The 21,666-nt window shown below is 66.1% G+C and carries 18 protein-coding genes and 1 tRNA gene; 7 read left to right on the top strand and 12 right to left on the bottom strand.

The features are described from left to right. The first annotated feature begins 163 nt into the window (after positions 1–163). The 7 genes from GH266_RS02820 to GH266_RS02850 all read left to right on the top strand — a co-directional run bounded on the left by GH266_RS02820 (position 164) and on the right by GH266_RS02850 (position 6,851). A complete protein-coding gene (locus GH266_RS02820) occupies positions 164–862 on the top strand; it encodes a GntR family transcriptional regulator (protein ID WP_158192541.1) in 699 nt (232 codons plus the stop codon). Beyond that, positions 859–1,776, top strand: a complete 918-nt coding sequence (locus tag GH266_RS02825) for an alpha/beta hydrolase (protein WP_158192542.1) — start codon at positions 859–861, stop codon at positions 1,774–1,776. Before GH266_RS02820 ends, GH266_RS02825 begins: the two co-directional genes overlap by 4 nt. 35 nt (positions 1,777–1,811) lie before the next feature. Next, the gene (locus tag GH266_RS02830; RefSeq protein ID WP_158192543.1) at positions 1,812–3,029 is read left to right on the top strand and encodes an ABC transporter substrate-binding protein; all 1,218 of its coding nucleotides are present in this window, start codon (positions 1,812–1,814) and stop codon (positions 3,027–3,029) included. Between the two features lie 177 nt (positions 3,030–3,206). Next, a complete protein-coding gene (locus tag GH266_RS02835) occupies positions 3,207–4,124 on the top strand; it encodes a carbohydrate ABC transporter permease (RefSeq protein ID WP_158192544.1) in 918 nt (305 codons plus the stop codon). After that, complete coding sequence (locus GH266_RS02840) at positions 4,121–4,954, top strand: carbohydrate ABC transporter permease (RefSeq protein WP_158192545.1); 834 nt, start codon at positions 4,121–4,123, stop codon at positions 4,952–4,954. The genes GH266_RS02835 and GH266_RS02840 overlap by 4 nt, the downstream gene beginning before the upstream one ends. 20 nt (positions 4,955–4,974) lie before the next feature. Beyond that, positions 4,975–5,862, top strand: a complete 888-nt coding sequence (locus tag GH266_RS02845; protein WP_158192546.1) for a sugar phosphate isomerase/epimerase family protein — start codon at positions 4,975–4,977, stop codon at positions 5,860–5,862. Then, positions 5,859–6,851, top strand: a complete 993-nt coding sequence (locus GH266_RS02850; RefSeq protein WP_158192547.1) for a Gfo/Idh/MocA family protein — start codon at positions 5,859–5,861, stop codon at positions 6,849–6,851. The genes GH266_RS02845 and GH266_RS02850 overlap by 4 nt, the downstream gene beginning before the upstream one ends. A gap of 47 nt (positions 6,852–6,898) precedes the next feature. On the opposite strand, the gene GH266_RS02855 is transcribed toward GH266_RS02850, so the two are convergent. The 12 genes from GH266_RS02855 to GH266_RS02910 all read right to left on the bottom strand — a co-directional run bounded on the left by GH266_RS02855 (position 6,899) and on the right by GH266_RS02910 (position 21,568). Next, positions 6,899–8,536, bottom strand: a complete 1,638-nt coding sequence (locus GH266_RS02855; RefSeq protein ID WP_158192548.1) for a hydantoinase B/oxoprolinase family protein — start codon at positions 8,534–8,536, stop codon at positions 6,899–6,901. Between the two features lie 3 nt (positions 8,537–8,539). Further along, positions 8,540–10,624 carry a hydantoinase/oxoprolinase family protein gene (locus GH266_RS02860; protein WP_158192549.1) on the bottom strand — a complete coding sequence of 695 codons (2,085 nt, stop codon included), beginning with the start codon at positions 10,622–10,624 and terminating at the stop codon, positions 8,540–8,542. After that, positions 10,621–11,682 carry a threonine aldolase family protein gene (locus GH266_RS02865; RefSeq protein ID WP_158192550.1) on the bottom strand — a complete coding sequence of 354 codons (1,062 nt, stop codon included), beginning with the start codon at positions 11,680–11,682 and terminating at the stop codon, positions 10,621–10,623. Before GH266_RS02865 ends, GH266_RS02860 begins: the two co-directional genes overlap by 4 nt. A 21-nt stretch (positions 11,683–11,703) precedes the next feature. Continuing rightward, positions 11,704–13,008, bottom strand: coding sequence for a TRAP transporter large permease (locus GH266_RS02870; RefSeq protein WP_158192551.1), 1,305 nt, complete (start codon positions 13,006–13,008; stop codon positions 11,704–11,706). After that, positions 13,005–13,514, bottom strand: coding sequence for a TRAP transporter small permease subunit (locus GH266_RS02875; RefSeq protein WP_158192552.1), 510 nt, complete (start codon positions 13,512–13,514; stop codon positions 13,005–13,007). Before GH266_RS02875 ends, GH266_RS02870 begins: the two co-directional genes overlap by 4 nt. Positions 13,515–13,596: 82 nt before the next feature. Further along, complete coding sequence (locus GH266_RS02880) at positions 13,597–14,607, bottom strand: TRAP transporter substrate-binding protein (RefSeq protein WP_158192553.1); 1,011 nt, start codon at positions 14,605–14,607, stop codon at positions 13,597–13,599. 261 nt (positions 14,608–14,868) lie between these two features. Next, positions 14,869–15,411 (bottom strand): winged helix DNA-binding protein, encoded by a 543-nt coding sequence (locus tag GH266_RS02885; RefSeq protein ID WP_158192554.1) that lies wholly within the window; start codon positions 15,409–15,411, stop codon positions 14,869–14,871. A 321-nt stretch (positions 15,412–15,732) separates the two neighbouring features. Further along, positions 15,733–15,808: transfer RNA gene (locus GH266_RS02890), tRNA-Val, on the bottom strand. A gap of 262 nt (positions 15,809–16,070) precedes the next feature. Continuing rightward, positions 16,071–16,346: an HU family DNA-binding protein gene (locus GH266_RS02895; RefSeq protein ID WP_067215746.1), complete on the bottom strand. Its 276-nt coding sequence runs from the start codon at positions 16,344–16,346 to the stop codon at positions 16,071–16,073. Between the two features lie 185 nt (positions 16,347–16,531). Continuing rightward, on the bottom strand, positions 16,532–18,955 hold the full coding sequence (lon, locus tag GH266_RS02900) for an endopeptidase La (protein ID WP_158192555.1): 2,424 nt from the start codon (positions 18,953–18,955) through the stop codon (positions 16,532–16,534). Positions 18,956–19,416: 461 nt separating this feature from the next. Beyond that, complete coding sequence (clpX, locus tag GH266_RS02905) at positions 19,417–20,682, bottom strand: ATP-dependent Clp protease ATP-binding subunit ClpX (protein ID WP_158192556.1); 1,266 nt, start codon at positions 20,680–20,682, stop codon at positions 19,417–19,419. A 244-nt stretch (positions 20,683–20,926) separates the two neighbouring features. Beyond that, a complete protein-coding gene (locus GH266_RS02910; RefSeq protein ID WP_158192557.1) occupies positions 20,927–21,568 on the bottom strand; it encodes an ATP-dependent Clp protease proteolytic subunit in 642 nt (213 codons plus the stop codon). Positions 21,569–21,666: the final 98 nt, after the last annotated feature.

Consider the following 21,666-nt stretch of genomic DNA (forward strand, 5'->3'; position numbering starts at 1 on the left):
GGCCCTCTCCCTTGATCGCCCGTTTTCGCAGGGCTTGCGTTATCGATAATTTGGATGTTATCGATATCGATAATGAAGCGCAACCCCGACCGGACAGGCTGGCGGGGCCGGCGCGAAAGGGGCCGCCGACGGCGTTCGGCGACGAGCAGGGAGCAGGTGTCCGATGGCCGTTGAGAGCTTCTCGACCGCATCCGTGATGGATCTTGTCCCCCGGCAGTCGAGCCGGCGCAGCCATGCCGTCTTCGTTGCCCTGCAGAAGGAAATCGTCCTCGGCGAGCTGCCGCCGGACTCCTCCCTGACCGAGATGGAACTGGCCCAGCGCTTCCAGTGCAGCCAGAGCACGGTGCGCGAGGCCTTGATGCAGCTGTCGGAGGAAGGGCTGGTCAAGCGCCTGCCCCATCGCGGCACGCTGGTCGCCCCCTGCCGGACCGCCGACGCCCGCGCGCTTATCAACATCCGCCGCGAGGTGGAATGCACCTATCTCGAGCAGGTGCTGCGCAACGCCGGCCGCGGTCTCGTCGGCCAGCTCCACGACGAGCTGAACGCCATGCGCAATGCCGCCCGCGACGGCGACGAGTACCGGCTTTCGGTGCACGACCGCGCCTTCCACACCACCTTGTTCGCAGCCGCCGACCTGCCCTTGGTGGTGCCGATCCTGACCCGCTGCCTCATCCACAATCACCGCTACAAGATCATGAATTCCCAGCCGAACCGGGCACTTGAAGAGACAGCCGAGCGGCATGTCCCCATCATCGACGCACTCAAGAACGACGATCTGGAGCGCCTGCGCACCGTGCTCGGCCACCACATCTCCACCATCGTCGACTTCGGCCCCGATCTCACCGAGGACGCCGGAGTATGACCCCGCGCCGCCAGCCCAGCCCCGCCATGCGCGCCGTGCTCGACCGTCTCGCGCAGGAAGATCGCGGCCTTGCCGACCCCACGATGCTGGAGCCGCAGGCCGGACGGGCGCTTGCCGCGCTCACCAATATCCGCTGGAACGAGGACCTGCCGCCGGTCGCCGAAAGCCGCACCCTGATGCATGCCGGACTGCCGGCGCGCCTCGTCGTGCCGGAGGGCGATACGGGACGCGACGCGATCCTGCATGTCCATGGCGGCGGCTGGGCCTTTTGTTCCGCCGCGACCCACGAGGGCGCCGCCCGGCGCATCGCCAATGCGACCGGCGCGCGCGTGCTCACGGTCGAGTACCGCCTCGCCCCCGAGCATCCTTATCCCCATGGGCTGGAAGACGTGCTGGCGGCCTGGGCTGCGCGCGACACGGACCTTCGCTGGTCGATGGCCGGCGACAGCGCGGGCGCCAACCTGGCTCTGGCGGCGATGCTGCGACTGATCGACGAGGGCGGCGCCCTGCCCGCCCAGGCGCTGCTCTTCTACGGCGTCTATGGCGCCGACTTCTCGACCCCGTCCTATGAGTTATACGCGGACGGACCGGGCCTCACCCGGGCGAAGATGCAGCGCTACTGGAACTGGTATGCGGCCCGCGAACTGCGCGAAAGACCGGCCGTATCCCCGTTGGCGGCCAGCGATGCGGCGCTCGCCGCCCTGCCCCCGCTCTATCTCAACGCCGCCGGGCTCGACCCGCTGTGCAGCGACACCGAACTTTTGGCCGCCCGCCTTCGCGCGCTCGGCCGAAACGACCCTTTCGACCTGTTCGAGGGCGTCGTCCACGGCTTCATGCAGATGGGACTGGCCCTGCCGGAGGCGCGCGACGCCTTCCAAAGGGCCGGCGCCGTCTTCAGGAAACGGGCCGACTGAGGAGCGGCCTGATAATCCAGGGAGGAACCAAGGCAATGAAAATGTTCAGGAAATTCACTGTAGCCGCCAGCGCGCTGACGCTGATGGCCAGCCTTGCCCATGCCGACAGCACGGTGCGCTTCTGGTACCATTTCGACAATGCCGACAATCCGATGGACGAGCTCGTCGCCGAGTTCGAGAAGCAGAATCCGGGCATCACGGTCGAAGCCGAGAACATTCCCTGGAACAGCTACTACGACAATCTCTACACCGCGATCATCGGCGGCAACGCCCCGGACGCGGCGATGGTCAAGATGTTCGCCCAGCCGCGCCTCGTCGAGATGGGCGCGCTGGAGCCGATCGGCGCGCGCATCGATGCCTGGGACGGCAAGGCGGGGCTTGAGGACAACCTGCTGAACCTCACCAAGGCGGCCGACGGCGAGACCTACTATCTCCCCGTCCAGTATGTCGTGCTCTACCTCTACTATCGCCAGGACATGCTGGACGAGCTCGGCCTCAAGGTGCCGGCGACCTGCGACGAATTCCGAAATGTCGCCAAGGCCTTGACCCGCGACACCAATGGCGACGGCTCGCCGGACGTCTACGGCTTCGGCTTCCGGGGCGGCAAGGGCGGCCACGACCACTGGGCGAGCTTTACCCTCTCCCACGAGGGCGTCAGCCTCGAGGAGGGCCTGACCTCCGAGGCGGGGATTGCCGGCACCCAGTATGTGGTCGACCTCTTCCGCCAGGACGGCGTCTTCCCGCCTTCCGCGCCCAATGACGGCTTTCAGGAAATCCTCGGTGCCTTCAAGGCCGGCAAGACGGCGATGACGATCCACCACATCGGCTCGGCCAACGGCATCGTCGAGGTTCTGGGCGACAAGGTCTCTGCCGCGCCGGTGCCCGAATGCGGCGGCGGCCGCTGGACCTCCTTCGGCGACGAGAGCACCGCGGTCCTCTCCTCGGCCTCCGACAAGGATGCGGCCTGGAAGTGGATCTCCTTCCTCTCCTCGCCGGTCAACAACGCCAGGTTCAACGAAGCGACCGGCCAGCTGCCGGTGGTCAAGTCGGATGCCGCAAGCTGGTCGCTGCATCCGCAGCGCTTCGTCAAGGCGACGGTGGACTCCCTTCCCTATGCCCACCTGCTGCCGAACGTCTCGCAGACCTCCGACTTCGTGAACACCGCCTGGCCGGTCAACATGCAGCGCGCGCTCACCGGCGAGATCACGGCCAAGGAAATGAACGAGAAGATCGCCGAGCTCTACGCGCAGTAAAGGCGACTATCCCCTGACAGCGACGGGCGGGGCGCAGGCCGCCGCCGTCCGTCGCGCCTGGAGCCGCCGGCGCCCGAACGGGTGCGGGCACCGGCTCCGGCATTCTGGAACCGATCAGTTTTTCAGGGCATTCGGCCGGGTTCGGCCGCTCCCGCTGATCCAGCCGACGGCCAGACCATGACCGATACAACCGTTCCCGATGCCGGGCCGATCGGGCGCCCGCTCGGCCGGCGCGTGCTCCCTTACGCCATGTTGTCCCCGGCGGTGCTGGTGACGCTGGCCATCGTCTTCTTTCCGATGGTGCAGACCGCCTGGATGAGCCTGCACGACTACGTGCTGTTCCGGCCGAACCATTTCGAGTTCGTCGGGCTCGACAATTTCCGCAAGGCGCTGGCCGACGAGGTGTTCTGGATATCCCTGCAGCACACCGCGATCTGGATCGGCATCACGATCCCGGCGCAGGTCCTGCTCGGCCTCGCCACCGCCCTGCTGCTGAACCAGGACTTTCCCTGGCGTCCGCTCGCCCGCGCGCTGATCATCATCCCCTGGGCCCTGCCGTCGGTCGTCATCGCCCTGATGTGGGTGTGGATCTACGACAGCAACTACGGCTTGATGAACGACTTCCTGCTGCGCCTCGGGCTGATCGAGCAGGCCGTGCCCTGGCTCGCCCGGCCCGACACTGCGCTGGGTGCCATCATCCTGACGCTGACCTGGCAGGGCTTTCCGTTCTTCGCGGTCATGATCCTGGCCGGCCTGCAGTCGATCCCCCGCAGTTATTACGAGGCGGCAGCTATCGACGGGGCCAGCGCCTTTCGTCAGTTCTGGCATATCACGCTGCCCGGCATCTCCGGCGTGCTGGTGACGGCAATCCTCCTGCGGATGATCTGGGTCGCCAATTCCTTCGACGTCATCTTCGTCATGACCGGCGGCGGCCCGGGCTACAGCACCTACACCCTGCCGCTCTACGCCTTCGTCAAGTCTCGCACCAATCTCGACTTCGGCTACGGCTCCGCGCTGGCCGTCCTGTTCACCCTGCTGCTGATGGTGGTCGTGCTCGTCTACCTGCGCCGCACCGGAAAGGCGGTGAGCCGATGAGACTGCGCAAGCTCCCCCTGTGGCGGCGGATCCTGACCGTCGACCTGCCGATGCTGGCGATCCTCGCCTTCACGCTCGGACCTTATGCCTGGATGTTCCTGACCTCGGTGACGCCGGAGGCCAGGCTTTTCACGGAAGGTCCGTCGATCCTCGGCGCCACGTTCGAAAACTATGCCCGCCTGTTCCGCACCGTCGGTTTCGGCCGCAACCTGCTCGACAGCCTGATCGTGGCGGGCGGCACGGTGGTCGTCGGCCTCTCCCTGTCGATCACCGCCGCCTACTCGTTCTCGCGCTTCGAGTTCCGGGCCAAGCGCCTGTTGATGATGCAGTTCCTGCTCATCAACATGTTCCCGCTCGTGCTGCTGATCCTGCCGCTCTTCGTGCTGATGCGCGTGCTCGGCCTGCTCGACACCCACGCAGCGCTGATCATCGCCAACTCGACCATCGCCATCCCCTTCTCGGTCTGGATGATGGTGAGCTACATGAACGGCATTCCGCGCTCGCTCGACGAGGCGGCGATGACCGACGGCTGCACGCGGCTCGGCGCCCTGCGCCGGGTGATCCTGCCGCTCTGCGCGCCGGGCATCGTCGCGACCGGCATTTATATCTTCATCACCGCCTGGAACGAGTACCTCTACGCGCTGACCCTCGGCGGCCGCAACGTGCGCACCATCACCGTGGCAGTGCAGACCCTGATCGGCGAATACGAGGTCCAGTGGGGCCTGCTCACCGCCGGCGGCATCATCGGCGCCATGCCCGCGACCGTTCTCTTCCTGCTCGTCCAGAAACGCCTCATCTCCGGCCTCACCCAGGGCGCGGTGAAGGGCTGAGCCTCGAAAGGACCCTCCCCTTGAAGAACCCGATTGGCATCATTTCCATGCAGTTCGCCCGCCCCTTCACGGGCGCCGACCTGCATCATTTCGCAAGGGCGGCGAAGCTCGGCTTCGACTTCGTCGAGCTGCTGGTGCCCGAGCCCGAGGACGGGCTCGACCTTGCCGAGACGCGCCGCGCCGCCGAGGACGCCGGCCTCTTCCTGGTGCTGGCGGCACGCGTCTCGCCGACCCGTTCCATCGCCTCGGACGATCCCGCCAACCGCCAGGGCGGGCTCGACTACCTCAAGCGCTGCGTCGAGGTCGCGGACGGGCTCGGCGCCCGGATGATCGGCGGCCCGCTCTACGGCGAGCCGATGGTCTTTGCCGGCCGCCCGCCCGTGCCGCGCAGCGATGCCGACATCGCGGCCCGCGCCGAGCGCACCGTCGACGGGCTGAAGCAGGCAGCGGCCGTTGCCCGCTCCGCCGGCAAGGTGCTGGCGCTGGAGGCGCTGAACCGGTTCGAGACCGACGTGATCTCGACGACACGGCAGGCGATCGAGGTGGTGGATGCGGTCGGCGATGCCGGCCTCGGCCTGATGCTCGACACGTTCCACATGAACATGGAGGACCGTTCGATCCCCGACGCGATCCGCGCCGCCGGCAATCGCATCGTCCATTTCCAAGCCAACGAGAACCATCGCGGCCACCCCGGCACCGGCCATATCGACTGGCCGGCAGCGATGCGCGCCCTGCACCAGGTCGGCTACGCGGGGCCGATCTCGCTGGAGCCCTTCCGCCGCGCCGACGACCGGGTCGCCCTGCCCATCGCCCATTGGCGCGCCCCGCGCGAGGACGAGAGCGAGAAGCTGATGGCGGGCCTCGGCGTCATCCGCAACGCGCTGGCGCTGGCGGAGGTCGACCAATGATCAATATCGGCTGGATCGGCTGCGGCCGCCACGCACGGCAGATGCTGCTGCCGCAGTTGGGCCGCAACGGCTTTCGCATCGCCGCCCTGTGCGACCGCGATGCGGCCGCCCTCGGCGAGGCGGCGGCGAACTACGGCGTCGCCGCGCTGCACAGCGACTACCGCGACCTGATCGCAGAGCCCGGGCTGGACGCCATCGGCATGGCCGTCGGGCCGGAGCTGCACCGGCTCGCCTCCATCGCGGCGCTGGAGAAAGGCCTGCCGGTCTTCATGGAAAAACCGCCGGCAGCCGATGCGGCCGGGGCGCGCGAGGTGGCGGCGGCCTCGCAACGGGCCGGCAAGCCGGTCATCGTCGGCTTCATGAAGCGCTATTCGACCGGCAACAGGATCGCCCGCAACGTGCTGGACGGGGGCAGCTTCGGCACGGTGCTCGGCATCACCGGCAGCTACATGACCGCACCGACCTATTTCGCCGGCGAGCCGGACTATACGGGCTTCTTCCTGCATCACTGCGTCCACTACATGGACCTCATCCCCTGGTTCGCCGGCGAGGATTTCGGCGACATGCTGGTGCGATCAGTCAGCCCGGCTCCGGGCAAGCTGCTGCTGCATGTCAACTTCACCACCAGGGGCGGCACGATCGGCAATGTGGTGATGGGCACAGTGCAGTCGCGCGGCACGCCCATGGAAGAAATTCGCATCATGGGCGACCATGCGCGGCTGGAGATCGACAACATCATCAATGTGCGGCTCTACCGCGACCCGCCGTTCAAGGCGGACGACCCGGCCGCAACCCTCGATCCGGCCTGCGACACGCTTTCCTGGACGCCCAACTTCACCGCCGCCGCCAACGAGGACCACAAGGGCTATGCTGCCCTTCTGGCCGACACGGCACGGGCGCTGCGCGGCGAGCCGGCGAACGCGCCGGGCATCGAGGCCGGGGTCCTCGCCATGGAGCGGCTGGAACGGATGATCGCGCAGATTTCCTGAAAAAGCCGCGCGTGAAGCAAAGGCTCCACGCGCGGTTCCACGCTCTGTCACGCGACGGGTGCCACTCCGTAGATCTCGCGGGCGGCCTGCGGCGAGACGAAGCCGTTGCGGACATCCGCCAGAACGGCGTCCCGCTTGCGCTGCTTCGGATCGCCGAAGCCGCCGCCGCCCGCCTCGTGGATGGTCAGCGTATCGCCCTGCGCCAGCACGTAGCGCCCCTTGGGGTGCACCACCGTCCCGTTGATCGAGATCTCTCGCAGCTTGCCCGGCGCCCCGCCCAGCATGCCGAGCGGAGGAAACTCGGTCCGCCCGGACAGACAGGAGACGGTGAGCGGATGGGGCGAACCGTTGCGCAGCACGATCTCCTGGCCGAGGCCGCCACGGAACTCGCCCGGCCCGCCGCTGTCCGCCAACAGCCGCTTTGCAACGAAGGTCATGCTGGTCAGCCGCTCCCAGACCTCGATGGGAATCGAGGTCATGTTGGAGGGCGACGGCGTCGTCGGCGCGCCGTCGATGCCCTTCAGCGCGCCGAAGCCGCCACAGGCGAAGAAGATGCTGGACACCTCCCTGCCCTCGCGGTTGCGCCCCTGCACGTTGATCAGGTTGAGCATGCCGCTATCCGCCTGGACCCGGTCCGGCATGACGCTGGCCAGCGCACCGAAGATCAGCGGGGCGACATAGTGGCCGATGACATGGCGACCGCCGGTCGGGCTGGGATGGAGCGGATTGAGGATCGAGCCCTCGCGCGCCGTCACCTCGACCGGCGTCACCGAGCCGAGATTGTTGGGAATGCCGGGCGTGGTCAGGCATTTGATGGCGTAGCAGGCCATGGCGTGGGTGTAGCAGACCGGCACGTTGATCGCCGAAGGCACCGCATCGCAGGAGCCCGAAAAGTCGATCCGCGCGCGCCCGTCGGCGATGTGCACCGCGCAGGCGAGCCGGACGGTCTCCTCCACGCCCTCGACCAGGATCGCATTCTCGTAGCATCCGTCCGGGATCTTGCGCAGCTCCTCCCGGATCGCGGTCTCGGACTGCGAGATGATCACGTCGGCAATGTCCGAGATGTCGTCGATGCCGTATTCGTCCATGAATTCCAGCAGCATGCGCCCACCGACCGAGGTGGCCGAGGCATTGGCCATCAGATCGCCGATGGTCTCTTCCGGTGCCCGCACATTGCAGCGGAACAGCTCGAGGATCAGCTCCGAGACCTGCCCCTTCTCCATCAGCTTCAGCACCGGCAGGCGCAGGCCTTCCTCGTAGACCTCGCGGGCGACCGCCGAGAACCCGCGCCCGCCGATATCCGGCAGGTGGCTGATGCTCATGCAGTAGCCGACGATCCGCCCCTCGCGGAAGACCGGCTGCATGACGTTGATGTCGAACATGTGCCCGGTGCCGAGCCAGGGGTCGTTGGTGATGACGACGTCGCCGGGCGACAAGGTCTCCGGCGGAAACCGCTTCAGCATGTGCTGCAGGGTCGCCGGCGCCGTCCCGGTAAAGGACGGCACGCTGTAGCTGCCCTGCGCCAGCATCCGGCCGCGGCCGTCGAACAGCAGGCAGGACAGGTCGTAGCTTTCACGCACATTGGTGGAAAAGGACGTCCGCACGAGGGTGTTGACGATCTCGTCGGTGATGGAGATCAGCCTGTCCCAGTAGATACCGACGGCGATGGGGTCGATCTTGCTCATGTCTTACCTGATTTCGATTACGAGGTTCATGAAAGGGTCGACGGTCAGATGGTCGCCGAGACCCAGGACGCAGGTCGATTCCCGCTCCTCGATGAGCGCAGGGCCCGTGACCTGATCACCGCTCGCCAGCGCGTAGCGGTCGTAGACCGGGCAGTCGACGAAGCCGCCCGCTTCCGGGAAATAGGCCTTGCGGCTGCCTTTCAGCGCCGTCGCGCTCTCCGGCTCCTGCAGCACCCGGTAGGTCTGGTGCAGGGCCGCCAGCGGGCCATAGGCCTCGATCTTCCAGTTGAGGATCTCGATCGGCCGCCCCGGCAGGGTCATGCCGAAGATCGCCGCATAGGCCTCATCGAAGAGCTGCGGCAGGGCGGCGTGGAGGCTCTGCGGATCGCTGTCGTCCGGCAGCGCCACCTCCACCTCGTAGCCCTGGCCGCTGTAGCGCATGTCGAGACGGCGGCGGAAACGGATCGCCTCCGGCGCGACACCGCCGGTTGCCAGGACTTCGGCGGCCTCGGCCTCCAGCTCGGCGCAGATGCCGGCGAGATCGGACGGGTCGAGCCGGTCGATGCCGATCTGGCGCGACCGCACCACCTCGAAGGCCGGCGGACTGCTCAAGAGGCCGAAGGCGGACATGACGCCGGCGCCGGCCGGGCAGATGACCTTGGGGATCTTCAGCTTGCGGGCGACACGCACGCCGTGCAGCGGGCCCGATCCGCCGAAAACCACCATGCTGGAGCGGCGATAGTCGATACCCCGTTCGGACGCATGGACGCGGAAGGCCCGCGCGACATCCTCGTTGATGACCTCATGCATGCCCCAGGCGGCCGCCACCAGGTCGACATTCAGCTTTTCGGCGACATGACCGGCAATTGCCTTGCGTGCTGCAGCTTCGTCCAGCGCCATCTTGCCGCCGAGGAACGAGCCCGCCCCGAGATAGCCGAGCAGGAGATTGGCGTCCGACAGGGTCGCCCGCTCCCCGCCCCGGCCGTAGCAGGCCGGCCCCGGAACCGCGCCGGCACTGCGCGGCCCCATCGCCAGCGTGCCGCGCTCGTCGGTTCCGGCAAGGCTGCCGCCGCCGGAGCCGATCTCGATCATGTCGATGACCGGGATCTTGGCCGGCAACCCGCTGCCGCCCTTGAACTCGTGGACCCGCGCCACTTCCATCTCGTAGCGCTTGATCGGCGTGCCGCCGCGGATGATGCAGCCCTTGGCGGTCGTGCCTCCCATGTCGAAAGCAAGCACGTTGCGCTCGTCGAGCACCTTGCCGACATGGGCCGACATCAGGGCCCCGGCGGCCGGGCCCGACTCCAGCAGGCGGATCGGGAACTCCCGGGCGATGGAACTCGCCAGCGTGCCGCCGCTGGAACTCATCACCAGGAACTTGCCGGTAAAGCCGAGCTCCCCGAGCCCGGCCTCGAGCCGGGCCAGATACCCGTCGACGATCGGCTGGACGTAGGCGTTCATGCAGGTCGTCGTCCAGCGCTCGTATTCGCGCGGATAGGGAAAGACGGTCGAGGACAGGCTGACATAGAGATCGGGGAAACGCTCCCGGATCCAGCCGGCGACGAGGCGCTCATGCGCGGGATTGGCGTAGGAGTTCAGAAAACACACGGCCACCGCCTGGATGCCCTGCTCTTCCACCAGGCGGGCAAGCCCGGCCTCCACTTCCGCACGATCCGGAGCGGTGACGACGCTGCCGTCGTCGCGGACGCGCTCGCGCACCTCCAGGCGCTGGTTTCGCGCCACCATGGGCTGCGGGAAGGCGATGCGCATGTCGAACAGGTCGTAGCGGCGCTCCAGCGCGATATCGAGCACGTCCGAAAAGCCTTCGGTGGTGACCAGCGCCGTCGGCACGCCCCGCCGCTCGATCACCGCATTGGTGACGAGCGTCGTTCCGTGGGCGATGGCGGAGACCTCGCTCATGGCGATCCCCGCGCTCTCGGCAATGGCAACGACACCTGCCAGGACCGAGCGGGATGGTTCGTCCGGCGAGGTCAGCAGCTTGTGGGTGATGGCGGTGCCGGCTGCATCGTCGAAGAGTGCCAGGTCGGTGAAGGTGCCGCCGATATCTACTCCGATACGGTAAGTCATTCGTCGTCTTGCCTTTCATGCGTGTTGGCGAGATGCGCCAGCGCCTGCAGCGCCTGGTCGACCGCCGAACGGGTGATGTCGCGATAGGTGACGAAGCGGACGAGATCCGCCCCGAAGGGGATGGCGAGGACGCCCTCCCCCGAAAGCCGCCGGCAGAACGCCTCCGGACCGCCCCAACAGGGCGCCAGGCGCAGCAGGACGATGTTGGTGGGAACCGGCGGATCGACCGGCGCAAGGCCGGGAAGATCGCGGCAGCCTTCGCGGAGCCGCGCGGCCGTCTCGTGATCGGCCACCACCTCGCCCCAGTTTTCCAGCGCGACGAGACCCGCCGCCGCGATCATCGAAACGGGCCGCATGCCGCCGCCGAGCCGCTGACGGATCCGCAAGGCCTCACTGATGAAGTCGCGCGGACCGGCTAGCATTGCGCCAGACGGCGCCCGCAAGCCCTTGTTGAGACTGACGGAAACGGACGAAGCTCCTGCAGCCACTCGGGCCGGCATTTCGCCGAGCGCGACGGCCGCGTTGAAAAGGCGGGAGCCGTCGAGATGCAGGTGGGCGCCGGCCGCCCGCGCGACCTCTGCGACCGCCGCCACATGGGCGCCGCCGATGGCATTGCCGCCACCCCGGTTGTGGGTGGTCTCCAGTGCAAAGAGACGCACCGAAGCGCGCTGTGCGTCGGCGGGCGGTGCGCTGGCCGCCTGCCACTCGGCAAGCGGCGACATGCCGAACGTTCCGGCGAGCCCGCGATACTCGATCCCGGCGACCGCCGCGTGCCCTCCCGCCTCGGATGTCGCCAGATGGTTGGTCGCATCGCCCAGCACGGTGTCGCCCGGCCGGGTCCAGGCGATCATCGCCGCAAGGTTCGCCATGGTGCAGGTCGGGAACAGGAGGGCATCCTCCTTGCCCAGAAGCTCCGCGGTGCGGGCCTCCAGCCGCTGCTGCCACGGATCGTTCCGCAGTCCGAAGGCACCGGGCGAGAGCGCCGCCTTGGCCATGGTTTCGGCCATGCGCGCGCAAGGGCGCGACAGGAAGTCACTCCTGAAGTCCAGATACGTCATTGTACTTGCCTTTGTTGCGTATCAGCCGGCCGTGTGCGGCAGCCAGAGGACGATCTCCGGCACTGCGTAGATCAACAGGCAGAACGCCACGATGATCAGCGCATAGGGCAACGAGGAGTAGGCGATCTTCTCCAGGGAGACCTTGCCCGCTATCGACTGGATCGCGAACAGGTTCAGCCCCATCGGCGGCGTCAACTGCCCCAGTTCCATGAACAGCACCATGGCGATGCCGAACCACACCAGGTCGAAACCTGCGCCCAGGATCGCCGGCAGCAGGACCGGCACCGTCAACAGCATCATCGAGATGCCATCGATGAACATGCCGAGCACCGTGAACAGCGCCATCAGGCAGAGGAAGAAGACGAAGGGCGACAGGTCCAGCACGGCAATGCCTTCGGCCAGCGCCCGCCCCACCCCCGACAGGGTCAGCGCATAGCTGAGAACCTGCGAGTTCATCATGATGAAGAGGACCACGGTCGTCGTCATCACGGTGCTTTTCAGCGCCTCGCTGAGCACCGCGATGCTGAGCGTCCGGCTCTGGAGGGACAGAAGCACCGCCAGAAGCGCACCGAGCCCGCCCGCCTCCGTCGGCGTGACGATGCCGAAATACATTCCCCCGATCACCGCCAGCACGAGGAGGATGACCGGACCGCAGTCGCCCAGAGCACGGGCAACGTCCCGACCGCTGCGCGGCTCGCTGTCCGGGCGCGGTGCCAGCGCCGGGTTGAGCCAGGTTCGGACCCAGATGTAGCCCATGAAAACGGCGGCAAGCAGCAGCCCGGGCACGACACCGGCCATGAAGAGGTCGATCAGCGGCGCCTGCACGGAGGACGCGTAGATGACCAGCGGAATGCTGGGCGGGATGAGGATGCCGAGGCACCCGCCCCCGGTCAGGCTGCCGAGGTTGAGCGTGTCGCTGTAGCCGCGCTTGCGCATTTCCGGCAGCGCGATGACGCCGATGGTCATGGCGGTTGCGGTCGACGATCCGGAGATCGCCGCAAAGATCGCGCAGCCCGCGATGTTCGACTGGGCAAGGCCTCCCCGCACCCGGCCGATCAGCGTCGTCAGGCCGGAGTAGAGCCGCGCCGAAACCCCGGACCGGGCGATGATCTCGCCCATGAAGACGAAGAGCGGTACCGCGGCGAGCGTGAAGGAGTCCAGCGTGTTCCAAACGATATCGCCCAGCGTCGGCCAGAAGCGGCTGCCGCCGACCAGCGTCACGCCGACGATGCCGACGAAGCCCATTACCGAGCCGATGGCGACGCCGAAGAAAAGCAGCGCGAACAGCAGGGCGCCGTAGATGGCGAAGGCGACTTCCCAGCTCATGGCTCGCCCCCCTCACCGCGCCGCAGACCCGCGATCGCGTGGACCAACAGCTGCAGGTAGACGACGCAGAGCAGCCCGAAGCCGAACGGGAGGACCGCCTGGGGGATCCACAAGGGCGTGGCGGAGGGCTGGATCGACACCGTGCCGAAGCGATGGTTCATCGCCACCAGCCGATACGTCGCGTAGGTGAGCAGCACTGTGGCTGCCAGCCCGACCAGCGCCCCCAGAACAGCGGCCAAACGCTGCCCGACGGGAGAAAAACGCCGCGAAAACGCATCGACGGAGATGAACTGCCCGGATCGGAGCGCCTGGCCGAAGCCGAGCAGGCAGATCCAGACCAGGGCATAGCCGCCGTATTCGTCGGCGACCAGGGTGGAGGTATTGAAGACGTAACGCGATATCACCTCGACATTGATGAGGATGACGAGCGCGACAACCAGCAGGCAGGCGGTGAACATCATTGCGCGGGACAGCCCGTCAATGGCTTTGTCGATCGGGTGCAACATGGGGAACGACCGGCTCCGTCGGAAGGATCGGGAGCCGGCGGGCCGCGGGTGAGGCACGGCCCGCCGGAGCGGACATCCGGCCTCAGGCCGGGCCGCAGACCTTCATCGCCGCGTCCAGCAGCGTCCGGCCGGTCTTGCCGTTCTGCTCGGCCCACGTCTGCCAGAGCGGCTGCAGCGCCGCGCCGGCCTTGTCCATATCGTCCTTGCTCGGGGTCACGAGGTTGACGCCGTTGTCGCCGAGGTTCTTGCGGGCAAGCTGCTCGTTCTCCTGCGACATCGCGTTGTATTTCGGGCCCCACTCGGCGAACTTCCCGCGCAGGATGGTCTGGATGTCCTCCGGCAGCTTGCCGAACTCCTCGCCGTTCACCAGCATCATCTGGTGGCCCATCGTCATGTTGACCATGTAGCCGGTCTTGACGATGTCATAGGCGCGCCAGTCGTTGGCCGACAGGGCGGAGGTGATCGCACCGTCGATGGTGCGGCGCTCCAGGGCAGGAATGACCTCCGCGGAGGTAATGGAAACCGGGCTGCCGCCGAGCAGCTTGATCATCTCCACCTGTTCCGGATTCCAGGTGCGCACCTTCAGCCCCGAGATCTCGTCCAGCGATGCGATCTCGCGGTTCAGCCACAGGTTCTGCGGCGGCATCGTCCACTGCACACCGGCAACGATGTCGAACTTCTCCTGCATCACCGCAGCGACCGTCGGGGCGATCTCGCTGGCGGCCGCCTCGAACTCCTCGAACGAGGTGCACAGGAACGGCATGGACAGGACGTTCAGTTCCGGCACGTCGCCAGAGGCGAAGCCCACCGCCACATCGCCCATCTGCACCTGGTTGGTGGCAACGCTGCGCACCACGTCGGCCGCCTTGTAGGGCAACTCGCCGGCGGTGAAGATCGTGATCTTCAGCCGGCCGTCGGTGGCGGCCTCGACATCTTGAGCAAAAGCCCTGGTCAGCTGCGTCGGCTTGTCGTTGGCAGGGAAATAGGTGAAATATCTCCACTCGAACTCTTGCGCGGCGGCAGTTGACGCCAGAATTCCCACAGCAACGCCGAACGAAAGAACGCCTGAAAGGCCGGAACGGAATTTCCTCATCGCACAGTTCCCCTTCTGAAGACCCGAGTATATCGGGATTTTTACTGTTTTTTGTCAGATAAAAACCGCATCCACCAAGAAGGAGACCACCGTTACCTAGGCATGTCAAAGCAGTAAATTGCCGGCGAAACGAGGGCGTTTCACGCAAAACGGCACCGGTTGTCGCTGGCAAAGCCATGCGTTTCGGGGACCTGGAACAGCACCCGGACGCCTGCGAAAAACAGGGAAAGGGGACGGACGGCCGCAGCGCGCGGACCCTGTTCAGCGCTTGGTGCGCACGGGAGGCGGAATCACGCTGGGGGCCGCGGCCGTTGCCGAGCGGCCCGACTGGTCATACATCGCCGTCATGGTCTTCAGGAAAAGCGTGACCTGCTGCATCTCGGTCGAGGAGCGCCCCTCGATGAACCACTGGATGTTCGGCACGAGGAACTCGTCCCGCACCCGGCGATACTCGTCGCAGGTCCGGTCGCCCAGTTCCGTGGTCTCGTAGTGGCTTTCCCTGCCCCGGCGATGCACCCGGGCAAGATCCGCGGCCAGCAGCTTCTTCAGCGAATAGGAGACCAGATGCGTGTCGTCGATGTTCAGCACCATGCAGATCTCCGCAAGCCTCCGCCCCCGCGCCCGCAGATTGATCCCGTGCAGCACGAGGATGTCCATCGGGCTCAGTCCGCGCGTGCCGCTGGCGGACATGCAGATCTCGACCCACTTGTGAAACCCGAAGGAGAGATTGACGATCGCGAATTCCAGGTCACTGAGGATCCGGCTGAATTCCTGTACGGATTGCGTCTTCCTGTCGTCGTCCATGTCCCGGCAGCCCATCCACTTGCAAAGGCGCCCGTCCGTCGGTCAGAGGACCGCACGGCAGGCCAGTATCCCGATATGAAACACCGGGAAGCGAGACCTGGCAGGACCGGCGGTCGGCCGGCAGCCAAGGTCGATCGGAGCGGAGCGGTTACCGGCACGCCGGCAGCAAAGGTGACAACAGGGCCGGCCATCAAGTCAAGCATTCGCCGGTTGCCATGACCGGCCGGCACCCGGCAAACAGCATCGGGACGGGCCGCGCGTCATCCTTTCCGACGGTGAAAGCGCACGGACGGACACAAAGGAATTTAGATCGGGAAAACGTGGTGGGCGGTGAGAGACTCGAACTCCCGACATCCTCGGTGTAAACGAGGCGCTCTACCAACTGAGCTAACCGCCCGTCCGGCGCGGCTCGGAACGATCCGGGGCCACCGCGGAAGGAGCCTTGCGGGCAGGCCGAAGGCTGGTGCCTTTTAAGCCGAGCCGCCGGCGAATTCAACCAGTGTGATAACGGCCGGACGACAGCGCATCCCGGCTCTCGCGCGCCGCCCAAGAGCCGCGGACGCAACGAGGACGCCCGGCAAGCCCGTCGCAGACGCAAAACGGCCCCGGCGGGCATCCCGCAGGGGCCGTCAGCGGAAGGGTTCGAACGGTCGCGCCAATCAGGCGTTGACGGCGTCCTTGAGGCCCTTGCCGGCCTTGAACTTCGGGGTCTTCGACGCCGGGATCTGGATCGTCTCGCCGGTGCGCGGGTTGCGGCCTTCAGAGGCAGCGCGCTCGGAGACGGAGAAGTTGCCGAAGCCGATGATGCGGACTTCACCGCCGCTCTTCAGCGTACCGGTGATCGCGTCGAGCGCTGCGTCGACAGCCTCGCCGGCCTGCGCCTTGGTGAGGCCCGTCTTCTCTGCGACAGCGGCGATCAGGTCGTTTTTGTTCATGGCAGTCCCTTTCCTGGAAACAGCAAGCCCGACGATTCGTGACAGGCTTCGGGGAGGGACAGTCTTGCGAAATCCCGCCCGTGGCAAGCCGAAAAGCGCAGAAATCCGCGATTTTTTCGGCTTTTTACATGTCAAAGGGGCGCCCGCTGACGCCGGCGCCCCTTTTCCTGTGAATAAGCAGTGGATCAATGGGCGACGAGCTTGGCCGCGTCATCCTCCTGCACCACCGCCTTGGCTGCCGCATCGGCCGCCGCCTCGTCCCACTCGATGGGCTCGGGCGTGCGAACCAGCGCGGTTTTCAGCACATCTTCCATCCGCGAGACCGGGATGATCTCCAGCCCGTTCTTGACGTTGTCCGGGATGTCCGCGAGGTCCTTGGCGTTGTCCTCGGGGATCATCACCGTGGTGATGCCGCCCCGCAGCGCAGCCAGCAGCTTCTCCTTCAGACCGCCGATCGGCAGGATCCGCCCACGCAGGGTGATCTCGCCCGTCATCGCCACATGGCGGCGCACCGGAATGCCCGTCATCACCGAGATGACGGCAGTGGCCATGGCGATGCCGGCCGACGGACCATCCTTCGGCGTCGCACCTTCCGGCACGTGCACGTGGATGTCGCGCTTGTCGAACAGCGGCGGCTCGATGCCGAAGTCCACGGCCCGCGAGCGGACATAGGACGCAGCAGCCGAGATGGACTCCTTCATCACGTCGCGCAGGTTGCCCGTGACTGTCATCTTGCCCTTGCCGGGCATCATGACGCCCTCGATGGTGAGCAGCTCGCCCCCCACCTCGGTCCAGGCAAGACCGGTGACGACACCGACCTGGTCCTCAAGCTCCGCTTCGCCGTAGCGATAGCGCGGCACGCCCAGAAACTCCTCGACGACCGCCTCGTCGACCTTGATGGCCGGCTTGTCGGACATCAGGATCTCCTTGACCGCCTTACGGGCCAGCGTCGCCAGCTCGCGTTCGAGGTTACGCACGCCCGCCTCGCGGGTGTAGCGCCGGATCACCTTGCGAAGAGCCTCGTCCGACACCTCGAACTCGCCCTTGCGCAGCCCGTGGTCCTTCTCGGCCTTGGGCAGCAGGTGACGACGGGCGATCTGCACCTTCTCGTCCTCGGTGTAGCCGGCGATGCGGATGATCTCCATCCGGTCCATCAGCGGCGCCGGGATGTTGAGGGTGTTGGCCGTGGTCACGAACATCACGTCCGAGAGGTCGTACTCGATCTCCAGGTAGTGATCCATGAAGGACGAGTTCTGCTCCGGATCCAGCACCTCCAGCAGGGCCGAGGACGGGTCGCCGCGGAAGTCCATGCCCATCTTGTCGATCTCGTCGAGCAGGAAGAGCGGGTTGGCCTTCTTCGCCTTCTTCATCGACTGGATGACCTTGCCGGGCATCGAGCCGATATAGGTGCGCCGGTGACCGCGGATTTCCGCCTCGTCACGCACGCCGCCGAGCGACATGCGCACGAACTCGCGGCCCGTGGACTTGGCGATCGACTTGCCGAGCGAGGTCTTGCCGACGCCCGGAGGGCCGACAAGGCACAGGATCGGGCCCTTCAGCTTGTTGGCGCGCTTCTGCACGGCGAGATACTCGACGATGCGGTCCTTGACCTTCTCCAGGCCGTAGTGGTCCGCGTCCAGCACCTCCTGGGCATGCTTGAGGTCGTGCTTGACCTTGCCCTTCTTGCCCCACGGAATGCCCAGCAGCCAGTCGAGATAGTTGCGCACGACCGTGGCTTCCGCCGACATCGGGCTCATCTGCTTGAGCTTGCGCAGCTCCGCATTGGCCTTCTCGCGCGCTTCCTTCGACAGCTTGGTCTTGGCGATGCGCTCTTCCAGCTCGGCCACCTCGTCGCGGCCTTCCTCGCCGTCGCCGAGTTCCTTCTGGATCGCCTTCATCTGCTCGTTCAGATAGTACTCGCGCTGGGTCTTCTCCATCTGGCGCTTGACGCGCGAGCGGATGCGCTTTTCCACCTGCAGGACGGAGATCTCGCTCTCCATCAGGCCGAGCACGCGCTCAAGACGTCCGGCGACGGAGGTGATCGCGAGGATCTCCTGCTTCTCCGGGATCTTCACCGCCAGGTGCGAGGCGATCGTGTCGGCGAGCTTGGAATTGTCGTCGATCTGGCCGATCGCGCCGAGGACTTCGGGCGAGACCTTCTTGTTGAGCTTCACGTAATTGTCGAACTCGGCAACGACCGAACGCGACAGCGCCTCCACCTCGACCGTGTCGGTGTCGGTGTCGGGCAGCGCCGTGGCATGCGCCTCGAACAGGTCGCTGCGGTCGGTGAAGGACGAGATGCGGGCGCGCGACACGCCCTCGACCAGCACCTTCACCGTGTTGTCCGGCAGCTTGAGCAGCTGCAGCACGGTGGCGAGCGTGCCGACCTCGTAGATGTCGGAGGGCGACGGCTCGTCGTCGGAGGCGTTGATCTGCGTCGCAAGCAGGATCTGCTTGTCGGCGCTCATCACCTCCTCAAGGGCACGGATCGACTTCTCGCGGCCGACGAACAGCGGCACGATCATGTGCGGGAACACGACGATATCGCGCAAGGGGAGGACGGCATGGAGGGTGGTATCGCCCTCGGTCCGCGCATCGAAATCAGTCATGGATCTTCCTTTCCTTGCGAACCCGCCGCCCCGGGGAGTGGCAGACACGACGGGCGCATTACGGAAGCGGTGCCAGGATCATCTCGCCCCCTGCCCGGCCGATGGCCGATGGGAGCTGGCGTCCAGACCGGCCGACCACCCTCGCCCCGTTTGCCGGGCACGGCGGCGGTCGCCCCGCTTGCCTGTTATGCCAATAGGTGGCGAGCCCCCCGCAACGTGTCAAGGCACGCTGACCGCGCGGGCGCCCCGCGTTGACCTTGAGTCTAAGCCCAAACCGGCTTGATTCGCCGAAAATCTGCGCTTCCCCGCGGGGAAAAAGGCAGAAAACCGGGGAAATCCGTTAAAACTCTGCCGCTGCGGAAACCTGACAATTCGTCCGACCGGGATCCTGAGACGGCAAAGGCCCCGGACCGTTGCGGGACCGGGGCCTTCCAGGATCGATGAAACGCGGAAAAGCTGCCTCAGGCGGAGGTGGCCGAATTTTCCGCGCGGTCCTCGTAGATGTAGAGCGGACGCGCCTCGCCGGTGACGACCTCGGCCGAGATCACCACTTCCTTGACGCCCTTCAGGCCCGGCAGCTCGTACATGGTGTCGAGCAGGATCGACTCCAGGATGGAACGCAGGCCGCGAGCACCGGTCTTGCGCTCGATCGCCTTGCGGGCCACCGCCTTCATCGCCTCGTCGTGGAACGCCAGCTCGACATTCTCCATCTCGAACAGGCGCTGGTACTGCTTGACCAGAGCGTTCTTCGGCTCGGTCAGGATCTCGACCAGGGCTTCCTCGTCTAGGTCGCCAAGGGTCGCGATCACCGGCAGACGGCCGACGAACTCGGGGATCAGGCCGAACTTCAGCAGATCCTCGGGCTCCAGCTCCTGGAACAGCTCGCCGGTGCGCCGGTCCTCAGGCGCCTCGACATTGGCCTTGAAGCCGATCGAGGTCTTGCGTCCGCGCTCGGAGATGATCTTCTCCAGGCCCGCGAAGGCGCCGCCGCAGATGAACAGGATGTTGGTCGTGTCCACCTGCAGGAACTCCTGCTGCGGATGCTTGCGCCCGCCCTGCGGCGGCACGGAAGCCACGGTGCCTTCCATGATCTTCAGCAGGGCCTGCTGCACGCCCTCGCCCGACACGTCGCGGGTGATCGAGGGGTTGTCGGCCTTGCGGCTGATCTTGTCGACCTCGTCGATATAGACGATGCCGCGCTGCGCGCGCTCGACATTGTAGTCGGCCGACTGCAGCAGCTTCAGGATGATGTTTTCCACGTCCTCGCCGACATAGCCGGCCTCGGTAAGCGTGGTCGCATCCGCCATGGTGAAGGGCACGTCGAGAATGCGCGCGAGCGTCTGGGCCAGCAACGTCTTGCCGCAGCCGGTCGGGCCGACGAGCAGGATGTTGGACTTGGCCAGCTCGACGTCGTTGTTCTTCGACGCATGGTTCAGGCGCTTGTAGTGATTGTGCACCGCGACCGACAGCACCTTCTTCGCCGGACCCTGGCCGATCACATAATCGTCAAGGACCCCGCGAATCTCCTGCGGCGTCGGAATGCCGTCACGGGACTTGACCAGCGAAGACTTGTTCTCCTCGCGGATGATGTCCATGCACAGCTCGACGCATTCGTCGCAGATAAATACGGTCGGGCCGGCGATCAACTTGCGCACTTCGTGCTGGCTCTTCCCGCAGAAAGAGCAGTAGAGCGTGTTTTTCGAGTCGCCGCCGCTGGCCTTAGTCATCAGGTAAACCCCGCGTGCTTCGGAAGGACTTGTCCTTCCGCTGTATCTGGCGAGAAGAACGAAGCCGTTCTCCTCTTTTCCGGAACCGGACTAGAGACCCGCCCGCACTCGTCCCGTAAATGTCATCATGCTTCCACCTCAAAAATCAATATACGTTTAAGGCGAAGCCATGGCGCCGGTCTTCTTGGACCGAACGGGACGCCGCACGCCACCCGAGGGCGGGTCCGACCCTGGCACCGTTACGTCACTTAGACTTGTCGTCGCCGCCGGCAAGACCGGCCCGACTGGTGATGACGCCGTCGATCAGGCCGAACTCCTTGGCCATCTCCGGTGTCAGGAACTTGTCGCGCTCCAGCGCCTCCTCGACGGCGTCGAGAGACTGGCCGGTGTGCTTCACGTAGATCTCGTTGAGCCGCTTCTTGAGGCTCAGGATCTCCTGCGCATGCAGCATGATGTCCGCCGCCGTGCCGCGGAACCCGCCGGACGGCTGGTGCACCATGACCCGCGAGTTCGGCAGCGAGAAGCGGCTGCCCTTGGCACCCGCCGCCAGCAGCAGCGAGCCCATGGAGGCGGCCTGGCCGATGCACAGCGTGGACACTTCCGGACGAACGAACTGCATCGTGTCGTAGATCGCCAGGCCCGACGTCACGTAGCCGCCGGGCGAGTTGATGTAGATGGCGATCTCCTTGGTCGGGTTCTCGGCCTCGAGATAGAGCAGCTGCGCACAGACGAGCGTCGCAAGGTGATCCTCGATCGGTCCGGTCAGGAAGATGATGCGCTCCTTGAGGAGTCGCGAATAGATATCGAACGCGCGCTCGCCCCGGTTCGTCTGCTCGACGACCATCGGCACGAGTGAGTTCACGGCGAAATCGACTGGATCCTTCATGCCTCGTCCATGCTTTGGAGGAACGTTCCCGGGCTGCACCGCTCGCGCGCAGCCGCCTCTTCAATCGGTTTGCCGCTCATCAGCGGCCGGGAACGGTC

The organism is Stappia indica (assembly GCF_009789575.1).
GTDB lineage: Bacteria > Pseudomonadota > Alphaproteobacteria > Rhizobiales > Stappiaceae > Stappia > Stappia indica_A.

Bases quoted from the DNA above. Each gene is read 5' to 3' on its own strand.
- GH266_RS02820 (WP_158192541.1), top strand. From the start codon at position 164: ATGGCCGTTGAGAGCTTCTCGACCGCATCCGTGATGGATCTTGTCCCC.
- GH266_RS02825 (WP_158192542.1), top strand. From the start codon at position 859: ATGACCCCGCGCCGCCAGCCCAGCCCCGCCATGCGCGCCGTGCTCGAC.
- GH266_RS02830 (WP_158192543.1), top strand. From the start codon at position 1,812: ATGAAAATGTTCAGGAAATTCACTGTAGCCGCCAGCGCGCTGACGCTG.
- GH266_RS02835 (WP_158192544.1), top strand. From the start codon at position 3,207: ATGACCGATACAACCGTTCCCGATGCCGGGCCGATCGGGCGCCCGCTC.
- GH266_RS02840 (WP_158192545.1), top strand. From the start codon at position 4,121: ATGAGACTGCGCAAGCTCCCCCTGTGGCGGCGGATCCTGACCGTCGAC.
- GH266_RS02850 (WP_158192547.1), top strand. From the start codon at position 5,859: ATGATCAATATCGGCTGGATCGGCTGCGGCCGCCACGCACGGCAGATG.
- GH266_RS02855 (WP_158192548.1), bottom strand. From the start codon at position 8,536: ATGAGCAAGATCGACCCCATCGCCGTCGGTATCTACTGGGACAGGCTG.
- GH266_RS02860 (WP_158192549.1), bottom strand. From the start codon at position 10,624: ATGACTTACCGTATCGGAGTAGATATCGGCGGCACCTTCACCGACCTG.
- GH266_RS02865 (WP_158192550.1), bottom strand. From the start codon at position 11,682: ATGACGTATCTGGACTTCAGGAGTGACTTCCTGTCGCGCCCTTGCGCG.
- GH266_RS02870 (WP_158192551.1), bottom strand. From the start codon at position 13,008: ATGAGCTGGGAAGTCGCCTTCGCCATCTACGGCGCCCTGCTGTTCGCG.
- GH266_RS02875 (WP_158192552.1), bottom strand. From the start codon at position 13,514: ATGTTGCACCCGATCGACAAAGCCATTGACGGGCTGTCCCGCGCAATG.
- GH266_RS02880 (WP_158192553.1), bottom strand. From the start codon at position 14,607: ATGAGGAAATTCCGTTCCGGCCTTTCAGGCGTTCTTTCGTTCGGCGTT.
- GH266_RS02885 (WP_158192554.1), bottom strand. From the start codon at position 15,411: ATGGACGACGACAGGAAGACGCAATCCGTACAGGAATTCAGCCGGATC.
- GH266_RS02895 (WP_067215746.1), bottom strand. From the start codon at position 16,346: ATGAACAAAAACGACCTGATCGCCGCTGTCGCAGAGAAGACGGGCCTC.
- lon (WP_158192555.1), bottom strand. From the start codon at position 18,955: ATGACTGATTTCGATGCGCGGACCGAGGGCGATACCACCCTCCATGCC.
- clpX (WP_158192556.1), bottom strand. From the start codon at position 20,682: ATGACTAAGGCCAGCGGCGGCGACTCGAAAAACACGCTCTACTGCTCT.
- GH266_RS02910 (WP_158192557.1), bottom strand. From the start codon at position 21,568: ATGAAGGATCCAGTCGATTTCGCCGTGAACTCACTCGTGCCGATGGTC.